At 67.7% G+C, this 15,409-nt stretch carries 13 protein-coding genes; 4 read left to right on the top strand and 9 right to left on the bottom strand.

Annotated elements, in window-relative coordinates; genetic code table 11:
* Positions 1–176: 176 nt before the first annotated feature.
* Entirely contained in the window at positions 177–596 is a 420-nt protein-coding gene (locus tag PcP3B5_RS07355) for a hypothetical protein (protein ID WP_061560923.1), read from the top strand.
* 36 nt (positions 597–632) lie between these two features.
* Here the strand turns inward: PcP3B5_RS07355 and PcP3B5_RS07350 are convergent, their stop codons facing one another.
* The gene (locus tag PcP3B5_RS07350) at positions 633–1,070 is read right to left on the bottom strand and encodes an HIT family protein (protein WP_061560922.1); all 438 of its coding nucleotides are present in this window, start codon (positions 1,068–1,070) and stop codon (positions 633–635) included.
* A gap of 121 nt (positions 1,071–1,191) precedes the next feature.
* On the opposite strand from PcP3B5_RS07350, the gene PcP3B5_RS07345 reads away from it, so the two are divergent.
* Positions 1,192–1,896 (top strand): glutathione S-transferase N-terminal domain-containing protein, encoded by a 705-nt coding sequence (locus tag PcP3B5_RS07345; RefSeq protein ID WP_043314190.1) that lies wholly within the window; start codon positions 1,192–1,194, stop codon positions 1,894–1,896.
* 375 nt (positions 1,897–2,271) lie between these two features.
* Here the strand turns inward: PcP3B5_RS07345 and hrpA are convergent, their stop codons facing one another.
* The 4 genes from hrpA to fadD2 all read right to left on the bottom strand — a co-directional run bounded on the left by hrpA (position 2,272) and on the right by fadD2 (position 11,933).
* Positions 2,272–6,324 (bottom strand): ATP-dependent RNA helicase HrpA, encoded by a 4,053-nt coding sequence (gene hrpA / locus PcP3B5_RS07340; RefSeq protein WP_061560921.1) that lies wholly within the window; start codon positions 6,322–6,324, stop codon positions 2,272–2,274.
* Between the two features lie 140 nt (positions 6,325–6,464).
* Positions 6,465–8,150 carry a methyl-accepting chemotaxis protein gene (locus tag PcP3B5_RS07335; RefSeq protein WP_061560920.1) on the bottom strand — a complete coding sequence of 562 codons (1,686 nt, stop codon included), beginning with the start codon at positions 8,148–8,150 and terminating at the stop codon, positions 6,465–6,467.
* Between the two features lie 71 nt (positions 8,151–8,221).
* Positions 8,222–9,907: a long-chain-fatty-acid--CoA ligase FadD1 gene (gene fadD1 / locus PcP3B5_RS07330; protein ID WP_061560919.1), complete on the bottom strand. Its 1,686-nt coding sequence runs from the start codon at positions 9,905–9,907 to the stop codon at positions 8,222–8,224.
* A gap of 337 nt (positions 9,908–10,244) precedes the next feature.
* Complete coding sequence (fadD2, locus tag PcP3B5_RS07325; RefSeq protein WP_043267841.1) at positions 10,245–11,933, bottom strand: long-chain-fatty-acid--CoA ligase FadD2; 1,689 nt, start codon at positions 11,931–11,933, stop codon at positions 10,245–10,247.
* Between the two features lie 221 nt (positions 11,934–12,154).
* Here fadD2 and PcP3B5_RS07320 point away from each other — a divergent pair, with 221 nt between their 5' ends.
* Complete coding sequence (locus PcP3B5_RS07320; RefSeq protein WP_043267843.1) at positions 12,155–13,105, top strand: alpha/beta hydrolase; 951 nt, start codon at positions 12,155–12,157, stop codon at positions 13,103–13,105.
* On the top strand, positions 13,102–13,572 hold the full coding sequence (locus tag PcP3B5_RS07315) for a MaoC family dehydratase (RefSeq protein WP_009618521.1): 471 nt from the start codon (positions 13,102–13,104) through the stop codon (positions 13,570–13,572). Before PcP3B5_RS07320 ends, PcP3B5_RS07315 begins: the two co-directional genes overlap by 4 nt.
* A 417-nt stretch (positions 13,573–13,989) precedes the next feature.
* On the opposite strand, the gene ccoM is transcribed toward PcP3B5_RS07315, so the two are convergent.
* The 4 genes from ccoM to PcP3B5_RS07305 form a co-directional block, all read right to left on the bottom strand.
* Positions 13,990–14,100 (bottom strand): cytochrome c oxidase subunit CcoM, encoded by a 111-nt coding sequence (gene ccoM, locus PcP3B5_RS32420; protein WP_009618523.1) that lies wholly within the window; start codon positions 14,098–14,100, stop codon positions 13,990–13,992.
* A 212-nt stretch (positions 14,101–14,312) separates the two neighbouring features.
* A complete protein-coding gene (locus PcP3B5_RS31940) occupies positions 14,313–14,468 on the bottom strand; it encodes a hypothetical protein (RefSeq protein WP_203228543.1) in 156 nt (51 codons plus the stop codon).
* 2 nt (positions 14,469–14,470) lie between these two features.
* Positions 14,471–15,064: an alpha-ketoglutarate-dependent dioxygenase AlkB family protein gene (locus PcP3B5_RS07310; RefSeq protein ID WP_061560918.1), complete on the bottom strand. Its 594-nt coding sequence runs from the start codon at positions 15,062–15,064 to the stop codon at positions 14,471–14,473.
* A gap of 49 nt (positions 15,065–15,113) precedes the next feature.
* Positions 15,114–15,407 carry a hypothetical protein gene (locus tag PcP3B5_RS07305; RefSeq protein ID WP_043314185.1) on the bottom strand — a complete coding sequence of 98 codons (294 nt, stop codon included), beginning with the start codon at positions 15,405–15,407 and terminating at the stop codon, positions 15,114–15,116.
* Positions 15,408–15,409: the final 2 nt, after the last annotated feature.

Here is a 15,409-nt window from a genome sequence, read left to right as displayed (position 1 = left end):
CTGGACGAAACGACCGCCCATCCGCGTGGATGGAGTCTAGCCAGTCCGCCCGCCCGGCAGCACAGCCGGTCGTCGCCCGCCGGACGGTGCAAGCATGGCGACCAACGCCGTGAATTCACGGCAGCTTCATCGCCGCTGCGCTAGCCTTCGAGGAACCCCAACCACGGAGGGCGCCCATGCGCGCATTGATCGCTTCGCTGTCCCTGCTGGCCCTGGCCGGCTGCTCGTCCTACCAGGCCAGGGAAACCGGCCCGGTGCCCGCCGACCGTCTGCTGGGCTTCCAGCAGGAGGCCCAGGGCGACGCCAAGGTCGAGGTCGAGCGCGACCTGGGCTTCCTCGGCGGCGGCTGCATGGTCGCCTTCAAGATCGACCGCCAGTTGGCCGCGCGCATCGCCGTGGGCGAGGCCGCCAGCTTCCAGCTGCCGCCCGGCCAGCACATCGTCGGCATCGGCGCCGACGAACAGGGCGAGGGCCTGTGCAGCAAGGGCCTGCTGCGCCGCGAACTGCTGGTGGACCTCGCCGCCGGCGAGACCGCGCAGTTCCGCATCCTCAGCGACGCCAACAAAGGCTTCGACATCCTCCCGGCCCAGCGTTGACGCCCGGGCGGGGCCACGGCCCCGCCCCTCCCCGGCTTACCCGTTGATGCGTCGCACCAGGCGCGCCTGCAGCTGCTCCAGCTCGGCGGGGTCGGCCTTCTGCGCGGCGTGGATGCCCAGGCCCTGGCCGGCGTAGCGCGGCACTATGTGCACGTGGATATGGAACACCGTCTGCCCGGCGGGCGCGCCGTTGAACTGGGCCACCTGCACGCCGTCGGGGTTCAGCTCCTCGACTATCACGCGGGTCAGGCGCTGCACCACGCCCATCACCTTGCACAGCGCATCGGAGTCGACTTCGAGGATGTTGCGCGCGGCGCTGCGCTTGGGCACCACCAGCGCATGGCCGTGGGACTGCGGGAAGAGGTCGAGGAAGGCGAGCACGTCATCGTCCTCGTACAGCTTGTAGCAGGGGGCGTCGCCGCGAATGATCTGGGCGAAGATGTTCTGCGGGTCATAGGTGCCTTGCAGGCTCATGGCGCTGTCCTTGAGCGGTGGATCGGAGACGGCACCATACCGGCTCGCGGCGCCGCTGGCACCTCCCCCCTGCGCAATCGGCGGCGTATGCTGGGCGTTCGACTTTCAGACCGGAGTTCCCATGCCTTCGCTCGCCGACTTCCCGATCACCCGCAAATGGCCCGCCACCCGCCCCGACGTCCTGCAGCTGTACTCGCTGCCCACGCCCAACGGGGTGAAGGTCTCGATCATGCTGGAGGAAACCGGCCTGGCCTACGAGCCGCACCTGGTCAGCTTCGAGCGCAACGACCAGTTCAGCCCGGAATTCCTCTCGCTGAACCCGAACAACAAGATTCCCGCCATCCTCGACCCCAACGGCCCCGGCGGCCAGCCGCTGGCGCTGTTCGAGTCCGGCGCCATCCTCATCTACCTGGCCGACAAGACCGGCCAGTTGCTGCCCCAGGACCCGGCGCGGCGCTACGAGGCGATCCAGTGGTTGATGTTCCAGATGGGCGGCATCGGGCCGATGTTCGGCCAGTTGGGCTTCTTCAATAAGTTCGCCGGCCGCGAGATCGAGGACAAGCGGCCGCTGAATCGCTATGTGGAGGAGTCCCGGCGGTTGCTCGGCGTGCTCGACCAGCGCCTGGAAGGGCGCGACTGGGTGATGGGGCAGGAGTACGGCATCGCCGACATCGCCATCTTCCCCTGGGTGCGCAACCTGGTGGGCTTCTACGAGGCGGGTGACCTGGTGCAGTTCGAGCGCTTCGGCAATGTGAAGCGGGTGCTGGAGGCGTTCCTGGCGCGGCCGGCGGTGCAGCGGGGGTTGGGGATTCCGCAGCGGGGTTGAGGTTGGGGTTGGGCTGCTCGCGAACGATGGTGTCCAGCTTGGCTACGGAGCGGTGTCGAAGTCCGCAGCCCTCTCCCCCCGCCCTCTCCCTGAAGGGAGAGGGGGCTTGTCCGTGCCGAGAGAGGGAATGGTTTCAGCCGGAAACCTTCGGTGCTGCCGGCTAACTCCAAAACATCCCGTTCGGCCCAACGCCCCCTCTTCCGGCTAACGCCGAAACACCCGAGCACGCCGAACGGTCCCCTCTCCCTTCAGGGCGGGGCGCGCAGCCGAGGGTTAGGGAGAGGGAGCGGAGTCCCTCTCGAACACCGGAGCAGCCGGGAAACACTGTTCGCGAGCAAGAACTAGGCGTCCCCCTCGCTCCTACGAAAAACCTCGTCAGGCCTCGACCTGGCTCCACTGCTTGCTCAGCCGCTTGTCCGACACCGGCACCTTGGTCCCCAGTTGCTGGGCGAACAGCGATACGCGGTATTCCTCCAGCATCCAGCGGTACAGCACCAGTTCCGGGTCGCGCTTGCCTTCCTGGGCGTGCTTGGCCTGGCGGGCCTTGTACTGGTCCCAGTAGCCGGCCATCTCGCCGCTCCACACGCGGTCGCGCTGGACTTGGCCGGCGACCTTGTCCAGGCGCTGTTCCACGGCCTTGAGGTAGCGCGGGTATTCCTTCAGCCATTCCAGCGGAGTGTCGCGGACGAAGCCGGGGTAGACCAGGTTGGCCAGTTGCCCCTTCACGTCGTTGAGCGGCACCGTCATGGCCAGGTCGACCTTGCCCTTGAAGCGCTTCTGCAGGCCGTGCCAGAGCTTGAGGATGTCCAGCACCAGGCGGGCGATGCGTTCGGCGTGTTCGGTCCAGGCGCCGCGCTTTTTCTCCGCCAGCGAAGCCAGGGCCGCGCCATCGCGGGGCAGGCTGGCCTCGCCTTCGAGGATGCAGGCGTCCAGGCTGGCCAGGAGGATGTCTTCCACCAGCGCCTCGACGCGGCCCAGTTCGCGGTACAGCAGGCCCATCTCGGTCTGCCCCGGCAGCTTGCCGCGGAGGAATTTCGCCGGCTCGGCCAGCTGTTGCAGGAGCAGGCGCTGCAGGGCGCGGCGGTGCTGGTACTCGGCTTCGGCCTGGGTCGGGAAGCGGTTTTCCTTCACCACCCCACCCTCTTCCACCAGCGCCGGGTAGACCGTCATCGACAGCCCGGCGATCTTCTGCTGGGCCTTTTCCGCCACTTCGGCGAAGCCCTTGGCTTCCACCGGCTTCTGCGGCTTGTCGGCCTGGGGGATGGCCAGCGCGGCCTGGCTGGCTTCGGCGAAGCGCGCGGTGAGTTCGGCGAGGTCGCGGCCTTCGCCGAGGAACTTGCCGCGGGCGTCCACCACTTCGATGTTCATGCGCAGGTGGCTTTCCACCTGGGTTTCGGCCTCGGCCCAGGCTTCCTCGGGCACGCGGCTGCCGGTCATGCGTTGCAGCTCGCGGCCCAGGGCCTCGGGCAGCGCGCCTTCGGCAAAGGTCATCTTGCCCAGCGCGGCACGGACGAAGTCCGGCACCGGCACGAAGTTCTTGCGGATGGCCTTGGGCAGGTTGCGCACAAGGGCCACGCACTTGGCTTCCAGCAGGCCCGGCACCAGCCATTCCAGGCGCTCGGCCGGCAGTTGCGGCAGCAGCGGCGCCGGTACCCGCAGGGTCACGCCGTCGCGCGGGTGGCCCGGCTCGAAGTGGTAGCTCAGCGGCAGCTGCAGCTCGCCCAGGCGCAGGCGGTCCGGATAGAGGCCGGCGGTGACTTCGCTGGCGTCGCGGGCCAGCACGTCTTCCTCGCGCATGATCAGCAGGTCGGGCTGCTGCTTGTGCTCGCGCTCGTACCACTTCTCGAAGCTGGCGGTCTGGTAGATGTCCGCCGGCAGGCGCGCGTCGTAGTAGGCGAACAGGGTTTCCTCGTCGGCGAGGATGTCGCGGCGGCGCGCCTTGGCTTCCAGCTCGTCGAGCTTTTCCAGCAACTGGCGGTTGGCGGCAAGGCACCTGGAGCGGCTGTTGATCTCGCCGCGCACCAGGGCCTCGCGGATGAACAGCTCGCGGGCCACCGGCGGGTCGATGGGGCCATAGTGCACGGCGCGGCGGCCGACGACGATCAGCCCATAGAGGGTCACCTGCTCGTAGGCCACCACCTGGCCGCGCTTCTTCTCCCAGTGCGGTTCCAGGTGGTTCTTCTTCACCAGGTGGCCGGCCAGGGGTTCCAGCCAATCCGGCTCGATCCTGGCGACCATGCGGGCGAACAGCTTGGTGGTCTCCACCAGTTCGGCGGCCATGATCCACTGCGGCTTCTTGCGCCCGATGACGCTGGAGGGGTGGACCCAGAAGCGCCTCTGGCGCGCGCCCAGGTAGTCGCCGTCCTCGGACTTCTGGCCGATCTGGCTGAGCAGGCCGGAGAGGATGGCCTTGTGCACGGCGGCGTAGTCGATGTCGCGCTTGGGCGGTTCAACTTCCTTGTAGGAGCGAGCTTGCTCGCGAACGCTCTTCGCGTCTTTGGTCGCCTGGGGTTTCGCAGCGTTGGGTTGTTCGCGAGCAATGGCTGAGGCGCCCCCCTCGCTCCTACGAGAGCCTTCCGGCTTGCCGAAGGGGAGTTTGAGTTCGCGGCAGATCAGGGTGAGCTGGCGGTGCGCGTCGCGCCATTCGCGCAGGCGCAGGTAATTCAGGAAGTTCTTCCGGCACCAGGCGCGCAGGGCGTTGGAGCCCAGGGCCTGGCGCTGTTCCTCGAAGCCGCGCCAGAGGTTGATCAGCGCGGCGAAGTCCGAATCCGGATCCTTCCATTGGGCATGGGCCTGGTCGGCGGCCTGCTGGCGTTCGATCGGGCGTTCGCGCGGGTCCTGCACGGAGAGCGCGCTGGCCACCGTCAGCACTTCGTTCAGGCTGCCCTGGTGGGCCGCTTCCAGCAGCATGCGGCCCAGCCGCGGGTCCACCGGCAGGCGCGCCAGCTGGCGGCCCAGCGGGGTCAGCTGGCCCTCGCGGTTCACCGCCGAGAGTTCCTGCAGCAGGGTGAAGCCGTCCTTGATCGCCTTGCCGTCCGGCGGCTCGATGAAGGGGAAGGCCTCGATGTCGCCCAGGCGCAGGTGGAGCATCTGCAGGATCACCGCCGCCAGGTTGGTACGCAGGATTTCCGGGTCGGTGAAGGCCGGCCGGCCGTTGAAATCCTCCTCGCTGTACAGGCGCACGCAGATGCCCGGCTCGACCCGCCCGCAGCGGCCCTTGCGCTGGTTGGCGCTGGCCTGGGAGATGGCCTCGATGGGCAGCCGCTGGACCTTGGCGCGGTAGCTGTAGCGGCTGATGCGCGCGGTGCCGCTGTCGATCACGTAGCGGATGCCCGGCACCGTCAGCGAGGTCTCGGCAACGTTGGTGGCCAGGACGATCTTGCGTCCCGGCATGGGCGCGAAGATTTTCTGCTGCTCCGCCGGGGTCAGCCGCGCGTACAACGGCAGCACCTCGGTGTGGCGCAGGTTGGCCTTGCGCAGCATGTCCGCGGCGTCGCGGATTTCCCGCTCGCCGGGGAGGAACACCAGCACGTCGCCAGGGCGCTTGCCGACTTCGCGCTCGTGGGCGGCGATTTCGTCCAGGGCGCGGAGGATGCCCTCGTCCACCGAGAGGTCGTCGAACAGCGCCTCGCCGTCCTCGTCCACTTCGGCGGCCAGCGGGCGGTACCAGGTTTCCACCGGGTAGGTGCGCCCGGAAACCTCGACGATAGGCGCGTCACCGAAGTGCTTCGAGAAGCGCTCCAGGTCGATGGTCGCCGAGGTGATGATCAGCTTCAGGTCCGGCCGGCGCGGCAGCAGGGTCTTGAGGAAGCCGAGCAGGAAGTCGATGTTCAGGCTGCGCTCGTGGGCCTCGTCGACGATGATGGTGTCGTAGCGCTCCAGGTAGCGGTCGTGCTGGGTCTCGGCCAGCAGGATGCCGTCGGTCATCAGCTTGACCAGGGTGCTGTCGTCGCTCTGGTCCTCGAAGCGCACCTGGTAGCCCACCAGCGAACCCAGCGGTGTGCCGATCTCCTCGGCCACCCGCGTGGCGACGCTGCGCGCGGCCAGGCGGCGCGGCTGGGTGTGGCCGATCAGGCCGTGGCTGCCGCGGCCCAGCTCCAGGCAGATCTTCGGCAGCTGGGTGGTCTTGCCCGAGCCGGTCTCGCCGGCGATCACCACCACCTGGCTCTTCAGCAGCGCGGCCTTGATCTCGTCGCGCTTGGCGGCGATCGGCAGGCTGTCGTCGTAGCGGATCGCCGGGACGCTGGCGCGGCGCGCCTCGACCTTGGCGCAGGAGGCCTGGAAGCGCTCCACCCACTGCGCCAGCTTGCCGTCGTCGGGGTGCTTGCGCAGTTCGTGGAACTGCCGGCGCAGGCGGTGGCGGTCGCGGATCAACGCGTGGTCGAGGCGTTGCAGGAGCTGTTCGGGGCTGGGCGTTACGTCGGTCATCGGCTGCGCTGGCGTCTGTGCGAAAGGCGGCCGCGCGCCTGGCGGCGGCTGCTTCCGGAAAGGGGCAAAGACGGGATTGTCGCAGAGTAACGCCCCGCGTCGCCACGCCCAGTGCGTGGCGGCGGGGTTTCAGGCGCGAATCAGATGCGGAACTGGCCGACCAGCTGGCGCAGGCGCTCGCCCAGGCCGCTCAGCTCGCTGGCGGTGCGCGCGCCCTGCACGGCGTCCTCGGCCACCCGGTCCACGCCGTCGGCGATCTGGTGCACGCTGCGGTTGATCTCCTCGGCCACCGCGGTCTGCTCCTCGGCGGCGCTGGCGATCTGCGCGTTCATCGAGTTGATGGTGCCGATCAGGTTGGCCATGGCGTCCAGCGACTGCCCGGCCTGGTCGGCCTGGCTGCGGGTGCGCCCGGCCATCTCGCTGGCGCGCTGCATGGCCTGCACGGAACCGGCGGTGGTGGCCTGCAGGCGGTCGATCATCTGCTGGATCTCGCCGGTGCTCTGCTGGGTGCGGCTGGCCAGCGCGCGCACTTCGTCGGCGACCACCGCGAAGCCGCGCCCGGCCTCGCCGGCCCGCGCCGCCTCGATGGCGGCATTGAGCGCCAGCAGGTTGGTCTGCTCGGCGATGGAGCGGATCACTTCCAGCACGCCGACGATGCCGCGCACGTCCTGGCTGAGGGTGTCCAGGGCCTCGCTGCTGCTGCTCACCTCGCCGGCCAGGTCGTTGATCTGCGCCACGCACAGGTCCACCTCGCGCTTGGCCGCCTGGCCCTCACGGTCGGTGTCGCGGGCGGCGTCGGCGGCGCGCTGGGCGCTGCGCGCCACTTCCTGGGCAGCGGCGGTCATCTCGTTGATCGCCGTGGCCACCTGGTCGGTCTCGCTGCGCTGGCCGGCCATCGCCTGCTCCGAGCGCTGCGCCTGCTGGGCGACGTTGCCGACCAGCCCGGACAGTTGCCCGGTGGTGCCGGCCACCTGCTGCACCAGGGTGTGGATCTTCTCGACGAAGCGGTTGAACGACTGCGCCAGCTCGCCCAGTTCGTCGCGGCTTTCCACCGGCAGGCGGTGGGTCAGGTTGCCGTCGCCGGCGGCCATGTCGTCGAGGTTGGCCTTGACGCGCAGCAACGGGCGGACGATGGCGTTGCCGGTGGGCACCGCCACCAGGGCGATGATCACCAGCAGCGCCAGAGCCGAGCCAATCATCAGCGTCAGCAGGCTGTTGATCTGCCCGTGCAGTTGTTCGCGGGCCTTGGCCACGTCTTCCTCGATGTCGTCCAGGTTCAGCGAGGTGCCGAACACCAGGTTCCACTTCGGCAGGTACTGCGCGTAGCCGATCTTCGGCACGACGGCGCTGTTGCCCGGGCGGGTGAAGCTGTAGTGCACGTAGTGGCTGTCGTCCTGGCCGGCGCGCACCAGCTCGCGGATGGCGTAGACGCCGTTGGGGTCGCGGAAGCTGCTGAAGTCTTCGCCGATGCGCTCTTCGCTGGTGCCCTGGAAGACGCGCACCGAGCGGGTGTCGTAGCCCCAGAAGTAGCCGCCGTTGCCGTAGGCCAGGCGCTTGAGCAGCGCCACCCCGGCCTCGCGCGCCGCCGCATCGCCTTCGGCCGCGGCCTGGTACTGCGGGCCGACCGCCGCCAGGGCGACGTCGACGAACTGCTTGAGCTGGACCTGGCGGTCTTCGATCAGGCTCTGGCGGATCTGTTCTTCCTGCTGGCCGGACAGCCGCTGCAGCGCCACCAGGGTCACGGCGCAGAGCACCAGGGTAAGGAGCAGGATGGGAATCAGCGCCAGGCTCAGGACCTTGGCGCGCAGGCGCAGGGAGGGAATCACGGTGGCAGCCTCCATAGGCAGGGGCGACGGCATCAAAAAACCCGCCGTGGGGCGGGTTTCTTGTTATCGGCTCAGGCCTGGGCCTTCTTTAGCTCCTGGTCGCGCAATTCGCGACGGAGGATCTTGCCGACGTTGGTGGTCGGCAGGCTCTCGCGGAACTCCACGTACTTCGGACGCTTGTAGCCGGTCAGGTTGTCGTGCATGTGCTTGACCACCTGCTCCTTGGTCAGGGTCACGCCCGGGCGCGGCACCACGAACACCTTGATCACCTCGCCGGAACGCTCGTCCGGCACGCCGATGGCGGCGCACTGCAGCACGCCCGGCAGGGTGGCGAGGACGTCTTCCAGCTCGTTGGGGTACACGTTGAAGCCGCTGACCAGGATCATGTCCTTCTTGCGGTCGACGATGCGCATGTAGCCGTCTTCCTGGATGATCGCCACGTCGCCGGTGCGCAGCCAGCCGTCCTTGTCGAGGATCTCGTCGGTGGCCTCCTGGCGCTGCCAGTAGCCCTTCATCACCTGCGGGCCCTTGACGCACAGCTCGCCGCGCTCGCCCAGGGGCAACTCGTTGCCGGCGTCGTCGACGACCTTGCACAGGGTCGACGGAACCGGAATGCCGATGGTGCCGATCTGGATGTTCTGGAACGGGTTCACCGACACCACCGGGCTGGTCTCGGTCATGCCGTAGCCTTCGCAGATGGAGCAGCCGGTGACTTCCTTCCAGCGCTCGGCCGCGGCCTGTTGCAGGGCCATGCCGCCGGAGAGCGTCAGCTTCAGGCTGGAGAAGTCCAGCTTGCGGAACGCCTCGTTGTTGCACAGGCCGACGAACAGGGTGTTCAGGCCGACGAAGCCGGTGAACTTCCACTGCGCCAGTTCCTTGGAGAAGGCGTTCAGGTCGCGCGGGTTGGTCACCAGGATGTTGTGGTTGCCGGTGAGCATCATCGCCATGCAATGGAAGGTGAAGGCGTAGATGTGGTACAGCGGCAGCGGCGCGATGAGGATCTCGCAGCCTTCGTTGAGGTTGGCGCCCATCAGTGCCTTGCACTGCAGCATGTTGGCCACCAGGTTGCGGTGCGTCAGCATGGCGCCCTTGGCCACCCCGGTGGTGCCGCCGGTGTACTGCAGCACGGCCACGTCGTCGCTCTTCGGTGAGGACTCGCGCACGCTCTTGCCGCGGCCCTTGGCCAGGGCGTCGTTGAGCTTGACGGCGTTGCCGATGTGGTAGGCCGGGACCATCTTCTTGACGTACTTGACCACCGCGTTGATCAGCAGGCGCTTGAGCGGCGGCAGCAGGTCGGCTACCTCGGTGATGAGCACGTGGCGGATGCCGGTGCGCGGCAGCACTTCCTCGGCCAGGTGGGCCATGTTGGCCAGGCACACCAGCGCCTTGGCGCCGGAGTCGTTGAACTGATGCTCCATCTCCCGCGCGGTGTACAGCGGGTTGGTGTTGACCACGATAAGGCCGGCGCGCATGGCGCCGAACACCACGATGGGGTATTGCAGGACGTTGGGCAGCTGCACCGCGATGCGGTCGCCCGGCTGCAGGTCGGTGTCGTTCTGCAGGTAGGCGGCGAAATCACCGGAGAGGCGGTACAGCTCGCCGTAGGTCAGGGTCTTGCCAAGGTTGCTGAAGGCAGGCTTGTTGGCAAAGCGTTGGCAGGACTCCTTGAGCACCGCGAGGATGTTCGGGTACTGGTCGGCATTGATCTCGGCAGCGATACCTGCTGGGTATTTGTCCTTCCAGAAATTGTCGATCATGGAAGCCCACTCCTAAGCAACAGCTTATCTTTACCGCGTACGCGGTTCTTTGTTGTGTTTGTGCCGCTTTCCCCGGGTCGGGGAGCGAAAAGCGGGCCGAGATTAACAGCTTTGCCAAAACCCGACCAGCACCAAACACAGCCTACCCAGTCATAAAAATGACCAAGAGCAGGTAAATCGGTCACAACCCGCCCATCGGTCGGAAAAGCCCGTGCCAGAAGGGCTGCGGCCTTGTTGGATTGTCTGACAAAGACACTACCGGGGAAAGCGAGACGAAAAAAACGGAGGCGGGTCGGCGGACCAGCCTCCGTTCGGAGGGTTGCGAGGGCTGATGCGGTCAGGCGCTTTCGCGCAGCTCGCGGCGCAGGATCTTGCCCACCGGGGTCATCGGCAGGGCCTCCTTGAGGACGATCTGCTTGGGCACCTTGTAGCCGGTGAAGTTCTCCTTGCAGTAGGCCTTCAGCTCCTCCACCGTCAGACCCGGCTCACGGGCCACGACGAAGAGTTTGACGGCCTCGCCGGAACGTTCGTCCGGCACCCCGACCGCGGCGCAGTTGGCCACCTTCGGGTGGGCCATGACCACGTCCTCGATCTCGTTGGGGTAGACGTTGAAGCCGGAGACGATGATCAGGTCCTTCTTGCGGTCGACGATGCGCACGAAACCATCTTCGTCGATCACCGCGATGTCGCCGGTGCGCAGCCAGCCCTCGGCGTCCAGCACCTCCTCGGTGGCCTCCGGGCGCTGCCAGTAGCCCTTCATCACCTGCGGGCCCTTCACGCACAGCTCGCCGCGTTCGCCCAGGGGCTGCTCGTTGCCCTCGTCGTCGATCACCTTCAGCGCGGTGCCCGGCACCGGGATGCCCACGGTGCCCAGGCGCGCCAGCTCGCCGTAGGGGTTGGTGCTGACCACCGGCGAGGTCTCGGTGAGGCCGTAGCCCTCGACCACGGTGCAGCCGGTGGCGGCCTTCCAGCGCTCGGCGGTGGCCGAGACCAGCGCGGTGCCGCCGGAGTTGGTGACCTTGAGGTTGGAGAAGTCCAGGTCCTTGAACTCCGGGTGCTCCATCAGCGCCACGAACAGGGTGTTCAGCCCCAGCAGCGAGGAGAAGCGCCACTTCTTCAGCTCCTTGATGAAGCCGGGGATGTCCCGCGGGTTGCTGATCAGCACGTTGTGGTTGCCGTTGTGCATCATGCACATGCAATTCGCGGTGAAGGCATAGATGTGGTACAGCGGCAGCGGCGCGATCATCACCTCGCCGCCCTCGTTCATCAGCGGGCGGCCGTCGGGGCCGTGCTGCGACAGGCAGGCGTCCACCTGCAGCATGTTCGCCACCAGGTTGCCGTGGGTGAGCATGGCGCCCTTGGCCACGCCGGTGGTGCCGCCGGTGTACTGCAGCACGGCGAGGTCCTCCAGGCCGACCTTGACCGGCTGCAGCGCATGGCCGCGGCCCTGGCGCAGCACCTCCTTGAAGGGCACCGCCTGGGGCAGCCGGTAGTCCGGGACCATCTTCTTCACGTACTTGACCGCGGCGTTGACCAGCAGGCCCTTGAGCGCCGGCTGCAGGTCGCCCATCTGCGCCTCGATCAGGTATTCGATGCCGGTGTCCGGCAGCACTTCCTGCACCAGCTTGCCGAACAGGTTGACGTAGACCAGCGCCCGCGCGCCCGAGTCCTTGAACTGGTGGCGCATCTCGCGGGCGGTGTACAGCGGGTTGGTGTTGACCACCACCAGGCCGGCGCGCAGGGCGCCGAACACGGCGATGGGGTATTGCAGGATGTTGGGCATCTGCACGGCGATGCGCTCGCCGGGCTTGAGGTCGGTGTTGCGCTGCAGGTAGGCGGCGAAGGCGGCGGACAGGCGGTCCAGCTCGGCGTAGGTGAGGGTCACGCCCATGTTGCTGAACACCGGGCGGTCGGCGAAGCGCTTGCAGGAGCGCTCGAACACTTCCACCACCGATTTGTAGGCGCCCAGGTCGAGCTGGCTGGGCACGCCGGCGGGACGTTTGTCGTTCCAGAATTCCGCTTGCATTGGCTGTTGTCCTCTTTATTACCTGCAAGGCTGTTCCCGGCCGGCTCCCTCGGGCATCCGGCGCAGGGGCATCCGTCGCAAAGTAGCAGTTGCCCGGTGCAGCGCAAATACTTCGGCCGTTCCCATTTACTTCGTGAATCTTGCGCCACCGCCGGCGGGATGCTGCGCGGCGCCAGGCGCTGCTAGAATGCCGCCACCCCGAGCCGGCACAAGGATTGCCCATGCCGTACGCCGCCTACTGGCTGACCGCCAGCGACCAGACCCCGCTGTACACCCACCATTGGACCGCAGACGCAGCCAAGGGCGTGGTGATGCTCTCCCATGGCATGGCCGAGCACGCAGGGCGCTACGCCCGCCTGGGCGAGGCGCTGAACGCCGCCGGCTGGTCGCTGCTGGCCATCGACCAGCGCGGCCACGGCCGCACCGCCGAGCACGGCGACCTGGGCCACTACGCCGACCAGGGCGGCTGGGGCAAGGTGGTGGGCGACCTGCTCAGCCTCAACCGCCACGCGCGCGAACAGCACCCCGGCCTGCCGGTGGTCCTGCTCGGCCACAGCATGGGCAGCTACATCGCCACCGCCTACCTGCTGCAGCACAGCGCCACGCTGCAAGGCGCGGTGCTCTCCGGCTCCAACTACCAGCCGATAGCGCTGTACCGCGCCGCGCGCCTGGTGGCGCGCTTCGAGCGCTGGCGCCAGGGCCCGCTGGGGCGCAGCGCGCTGATCGAGTTCCTCTCCTTCGGCTCGTTCAACAAGGCCTTCAAGCCCAACCGCACGGAATTCGACTGGCTCAGCCGCGACACCCGCGAGGTGGACAAGTACATCAGCGACCCGCTGTGCGGCTTCCGCTGCAGCAACCAGCTGTGGCTGGACCTGCTCGGCGGCCTGGAGGACATCACCCCGGTGCAGCACCTGGCGCGCATCGACAAGGCCCTGCCGCTGCTGATCATCGGCGGCGAACGCGACCCGGTCAGCCAGGGCAGGCGCCTGCGCGACCTGGCCGGGGCGCTGGGCCGCGCCGGGCTGCGCGACGTGCAGACGCAGATCTACCCCGAGGCCCGCCACGAGTTGTTCAACGAGACCAACCGCGACGAGGTCACCCGCAACCTGATCGCCTGGCTGGACGGAGTCCTTTCCGCAGGCCAAGGCGCGAACCACGAGGAAAAGCCATGACCCAGGTGCAGAACGTTCCCTACGCCGAGCTCGAAGTCGGGCAGAAGGCCAGCTTCCAGCGCCCGGTCGGCGAGCGCGACATCCAGCTCTTCGCCGAAGTCTCCGGCGACCGCAACCCGGTCCACCTGGACGCCGACTACGCCGCCACCACCCTGTTCAAGGAGCGCATCGCCCACGGCATGCTCAGCGGCGCGCTGATCAGCGCGGCGATCGCCACCACCCTGCCCGGCCCGGGCACCATCTACCTGGGCCAGAGCCTGCGCTTCACCCGCCCGGTGAAGATCGGCGACGTGCTCGACGTGGAGCTGGAAGTGCTGGAAAAACTGCCGAAGAACCGCGTGCGCATCGGCACCCGCGTGCTCAACCAGAACGGCGAGGCGGTGGTGGAAGGCGAAGCCGAAGTGCTGGCGCCGAAGCAGAAGCTGGACATCGAACTGCCGGCGCTGCCGCCGATCACCATCGGCTGATCCGCGCCCACAAAAAAACGCCGCTTTCCCCCGAGGGGGAAGCGGCGTTTTTCATTGGCCAACCGTAGGGCGCATAACGCCTAGGGCGTTATCCGCCGCCTGGCCCTGGTCTCCGGCACCTTCGGGGCCAACCTTGGCATCGACTGTGGCCCCGGCGTATCGGCGGATAACCGCGAACGGTTATGCGCCCTACTCTCCAGGGACACACGGTCGTAGCCGACTGCGCCGAGATGCTTTTCGTAGGATGGGTTGAGCTTGCGAAACCCATGCGGTCGTGGCGATGGGTATCGCTTCGCTCAACCCATCCTACGATGGCGTTTCTCCTGCCCTACCCGGCCCCATGAAAAATCGCAGGCAAAAAAACGGGCGACCGAAGTCGCCCCAAGTGCCTTGCGTGCTCTGTGATCGGGAAGGAGATCAGCCCTTCTTGTGGCTGTCCTTCCAGATGAAATATCCGACTCCACCGCAGAACAGGACCATCAGACCAACGGTGACAATGCCGGCGAGAACCACTTCGTCGATGAACATGATGCTGGCCTCCTGATTCCCTGTGCGTTTTGAAGATGGGCTCAGGTTAGCGTCGGCCGGGGGCGCGATATTGACCTGGATCAATGGCCGCAAAGCCCCGGTTCACGGGGCTTCGGATAACTGATCCAGATCAAGTTCGGGGCGGGTTGGGCTGCGGTGCATGGCCGCGCGGGGCGGCTTCTGGCGGGATGTTCGGAACGGGCGGAGCGGATTCAGCGCTTCTTCGGCTTGCCCTTCTTGCGTGCCTTGCCCAGCGGCAGGGCCTGCTCGAAGGCCTTGCGCACTTCCTGCAGGCGCTTTTCGTGGACGTCGTGGATGCGCTTGTCGCGTTCGGCGTTGAAGTCGATCAGCTTGTCGTCGTTGCTCATGATCAGGCATGCACCAGGCGGAAGGTCAGGTTCAGGCGGGGGGCGACCGGGCGCCGCGTCTTGGCCACCTGATGTTGCCAATAATGCTGCGTTGCGCCGGACATGACCAGCAGGCTGCCGGAATCCAGTTGCAGGGAATGCTCGATGGCCGCGCCGCCCTTGCGGCGCAGGTCGAAGCGCCGCGTGCCGCCGAGGTTCAGCGAGGCCACCAGCGGGTTGCGGCCCAGCTCCGGCTCGTCGTCGCTGTGCCAGCCCATGGAATCCTGGCCGTCGCGGTAATAGTTGAGCAGCACGCCGTTCAGGCGCTGGCCGACCTCGGCCTGCACGCGCTCGCGGATTTCCGCCAGCAGCGGCGTCCACGGCAGCGGCCGGTGGACCAGGCCGGAATAGCGGTAGCTGGCCTCGGCATCGCCGTACCAGGCCAGCAGGCGCGGCACCGGGTAGTCGCGGCCGTGCAGGTGCACGCTGGGCTGTTCCCAGGGAGTGTTCTCGACCAGCTCGGCGAACCAGGCCGTGGCGCAGGCTTCATCGCACCAATGCGGGATCAGGCGCAGCTCGGCGTGTTCGAGGTGGATGGGCGCGTCGGCGAAGAGCATGGCGGTGACAGGAGGCAGGTCGGAAAGAACAGCTTACTACGCGGCGCGCTCAGACCTCGATGTCGATCCACACGCCCTTGCGCGGCGCCTCGCCCAGGCCGTCGTCGGCGGGCTCCTCCGGCGCCTCGGGCTCAGCCTCCTCGCCCTGCGCCTGCTGCCGGCGCCGCTGGTGCTGCGGGTACTCTTCCTCCGGCGTCATTTCCGCCGGGCGACGTTCCAGGCCCACGGCGGCATCGCCCGTGGCAGGAACCACCGGCGCCACCGGGGCGACGTCCGGGCGCGAGCGCGCCGGGTCCTGCTGCGCGGTGACCGGCAGTACGTCGCTGGGGATCGGCGGGATCATGG

Source organism: Pseudomonas citronellolis (genome assembly GCF_001586155.1).
In the GTDB taxonomy this organism is placed as follows: domain Bacteria; phylum Pseudomonadota; class Gammaproteobacteria; order Pseudomonadales; family Pseudomonadaceae; genus Pseudomonas; species Pseudomonas citronellolis.
Note: the sequence above shows the minus strand (reverse complement) of the source record. Positions and strands in the feature narration are given on the sequence as shown.

Coding starts and splice junctions, on each gene's coding strand:
- PcP3B5_RS07355 (WP_061560923.1), top strand. CDS start 177: ATGCGCGCATTGATCGCTTCGCTGTCCCTGCTGGCCCTGGCCGGCTGC.
- PcP3B5_RS07350 (WP_061560922.1), bottom strand. CDS start 1,070: ATGAGCCTGCAAGGCACCTATGACCCGCAGAACATCTTCGCCCAGATC.
- PcP3B5_RS07345 (WP_043314190.1), top strand. CDS start 1,192: ATGCCTTCGCTCGCCGACTTCCCGATCACCCGCAAATGGCCCGCCACC.
- hrpA (WP_061560921.1), bottom strand. CDS start 6,324: ATGACCGACGTAACGCCCAGCCCCGAACAGCTCCTGCAACGCCTCGAC.
- fadD1 (WP_061560919.1), bottom strand. CDS start 9,907: ATGATCGACAATTTCTGGAAGGACAAATACCCAGCAGGTATCGCTGCC.
- fadD2 (WP_043267841.1), bottom strand. CDS start 11,933: ATGCAAGCGGAATTCTGGAACGACAAACGTCCCGCCGGCGTGCCCAGC.
- PcP3B5_RS07320 (WP_043267843.1), top strand. CDS start 12,155: ATGCCGTACGCCGCCTACTGGCTGACCGCCAGCGACCAGACCCCGCTG.
- PcP3B5_RS07315 (WP_009618521.1), top strand. CDS start 13,102: ATGACCCAGGTGCAGAACGTTCCCTACGCCGAGCTCGAAGTCGGGCAG.
- ccoM (WP_009618523.1), bottom strand. CDS start 14,100: ATGTTCATCGACGAAGTGGTTCTCGCCGGCATTGTCACCGTTGGTCTG.
- PcP3B5_RS31940 (WP_203228543.1), bottom strand. CDS start 14,468: ATGAGCAACGACGACAAGCTGATCGACTTCAACGCCGAACGCGACAAG.
- PcP3B5_RS07310 (WP_061560918.1), bottom strand. CDS start 15,064: ATGCTCTTCGCCGACGCGCCCATCCACCTCGAACACGCCGAGCTGCGC.
- PcP3B5_RS07305 (WP_043314185.1), bottom strand. CDS start 15,407: ATGATCCCGCCGATCCCCAGCGACGTACTGCCGGTCACCGCGCAGCAG.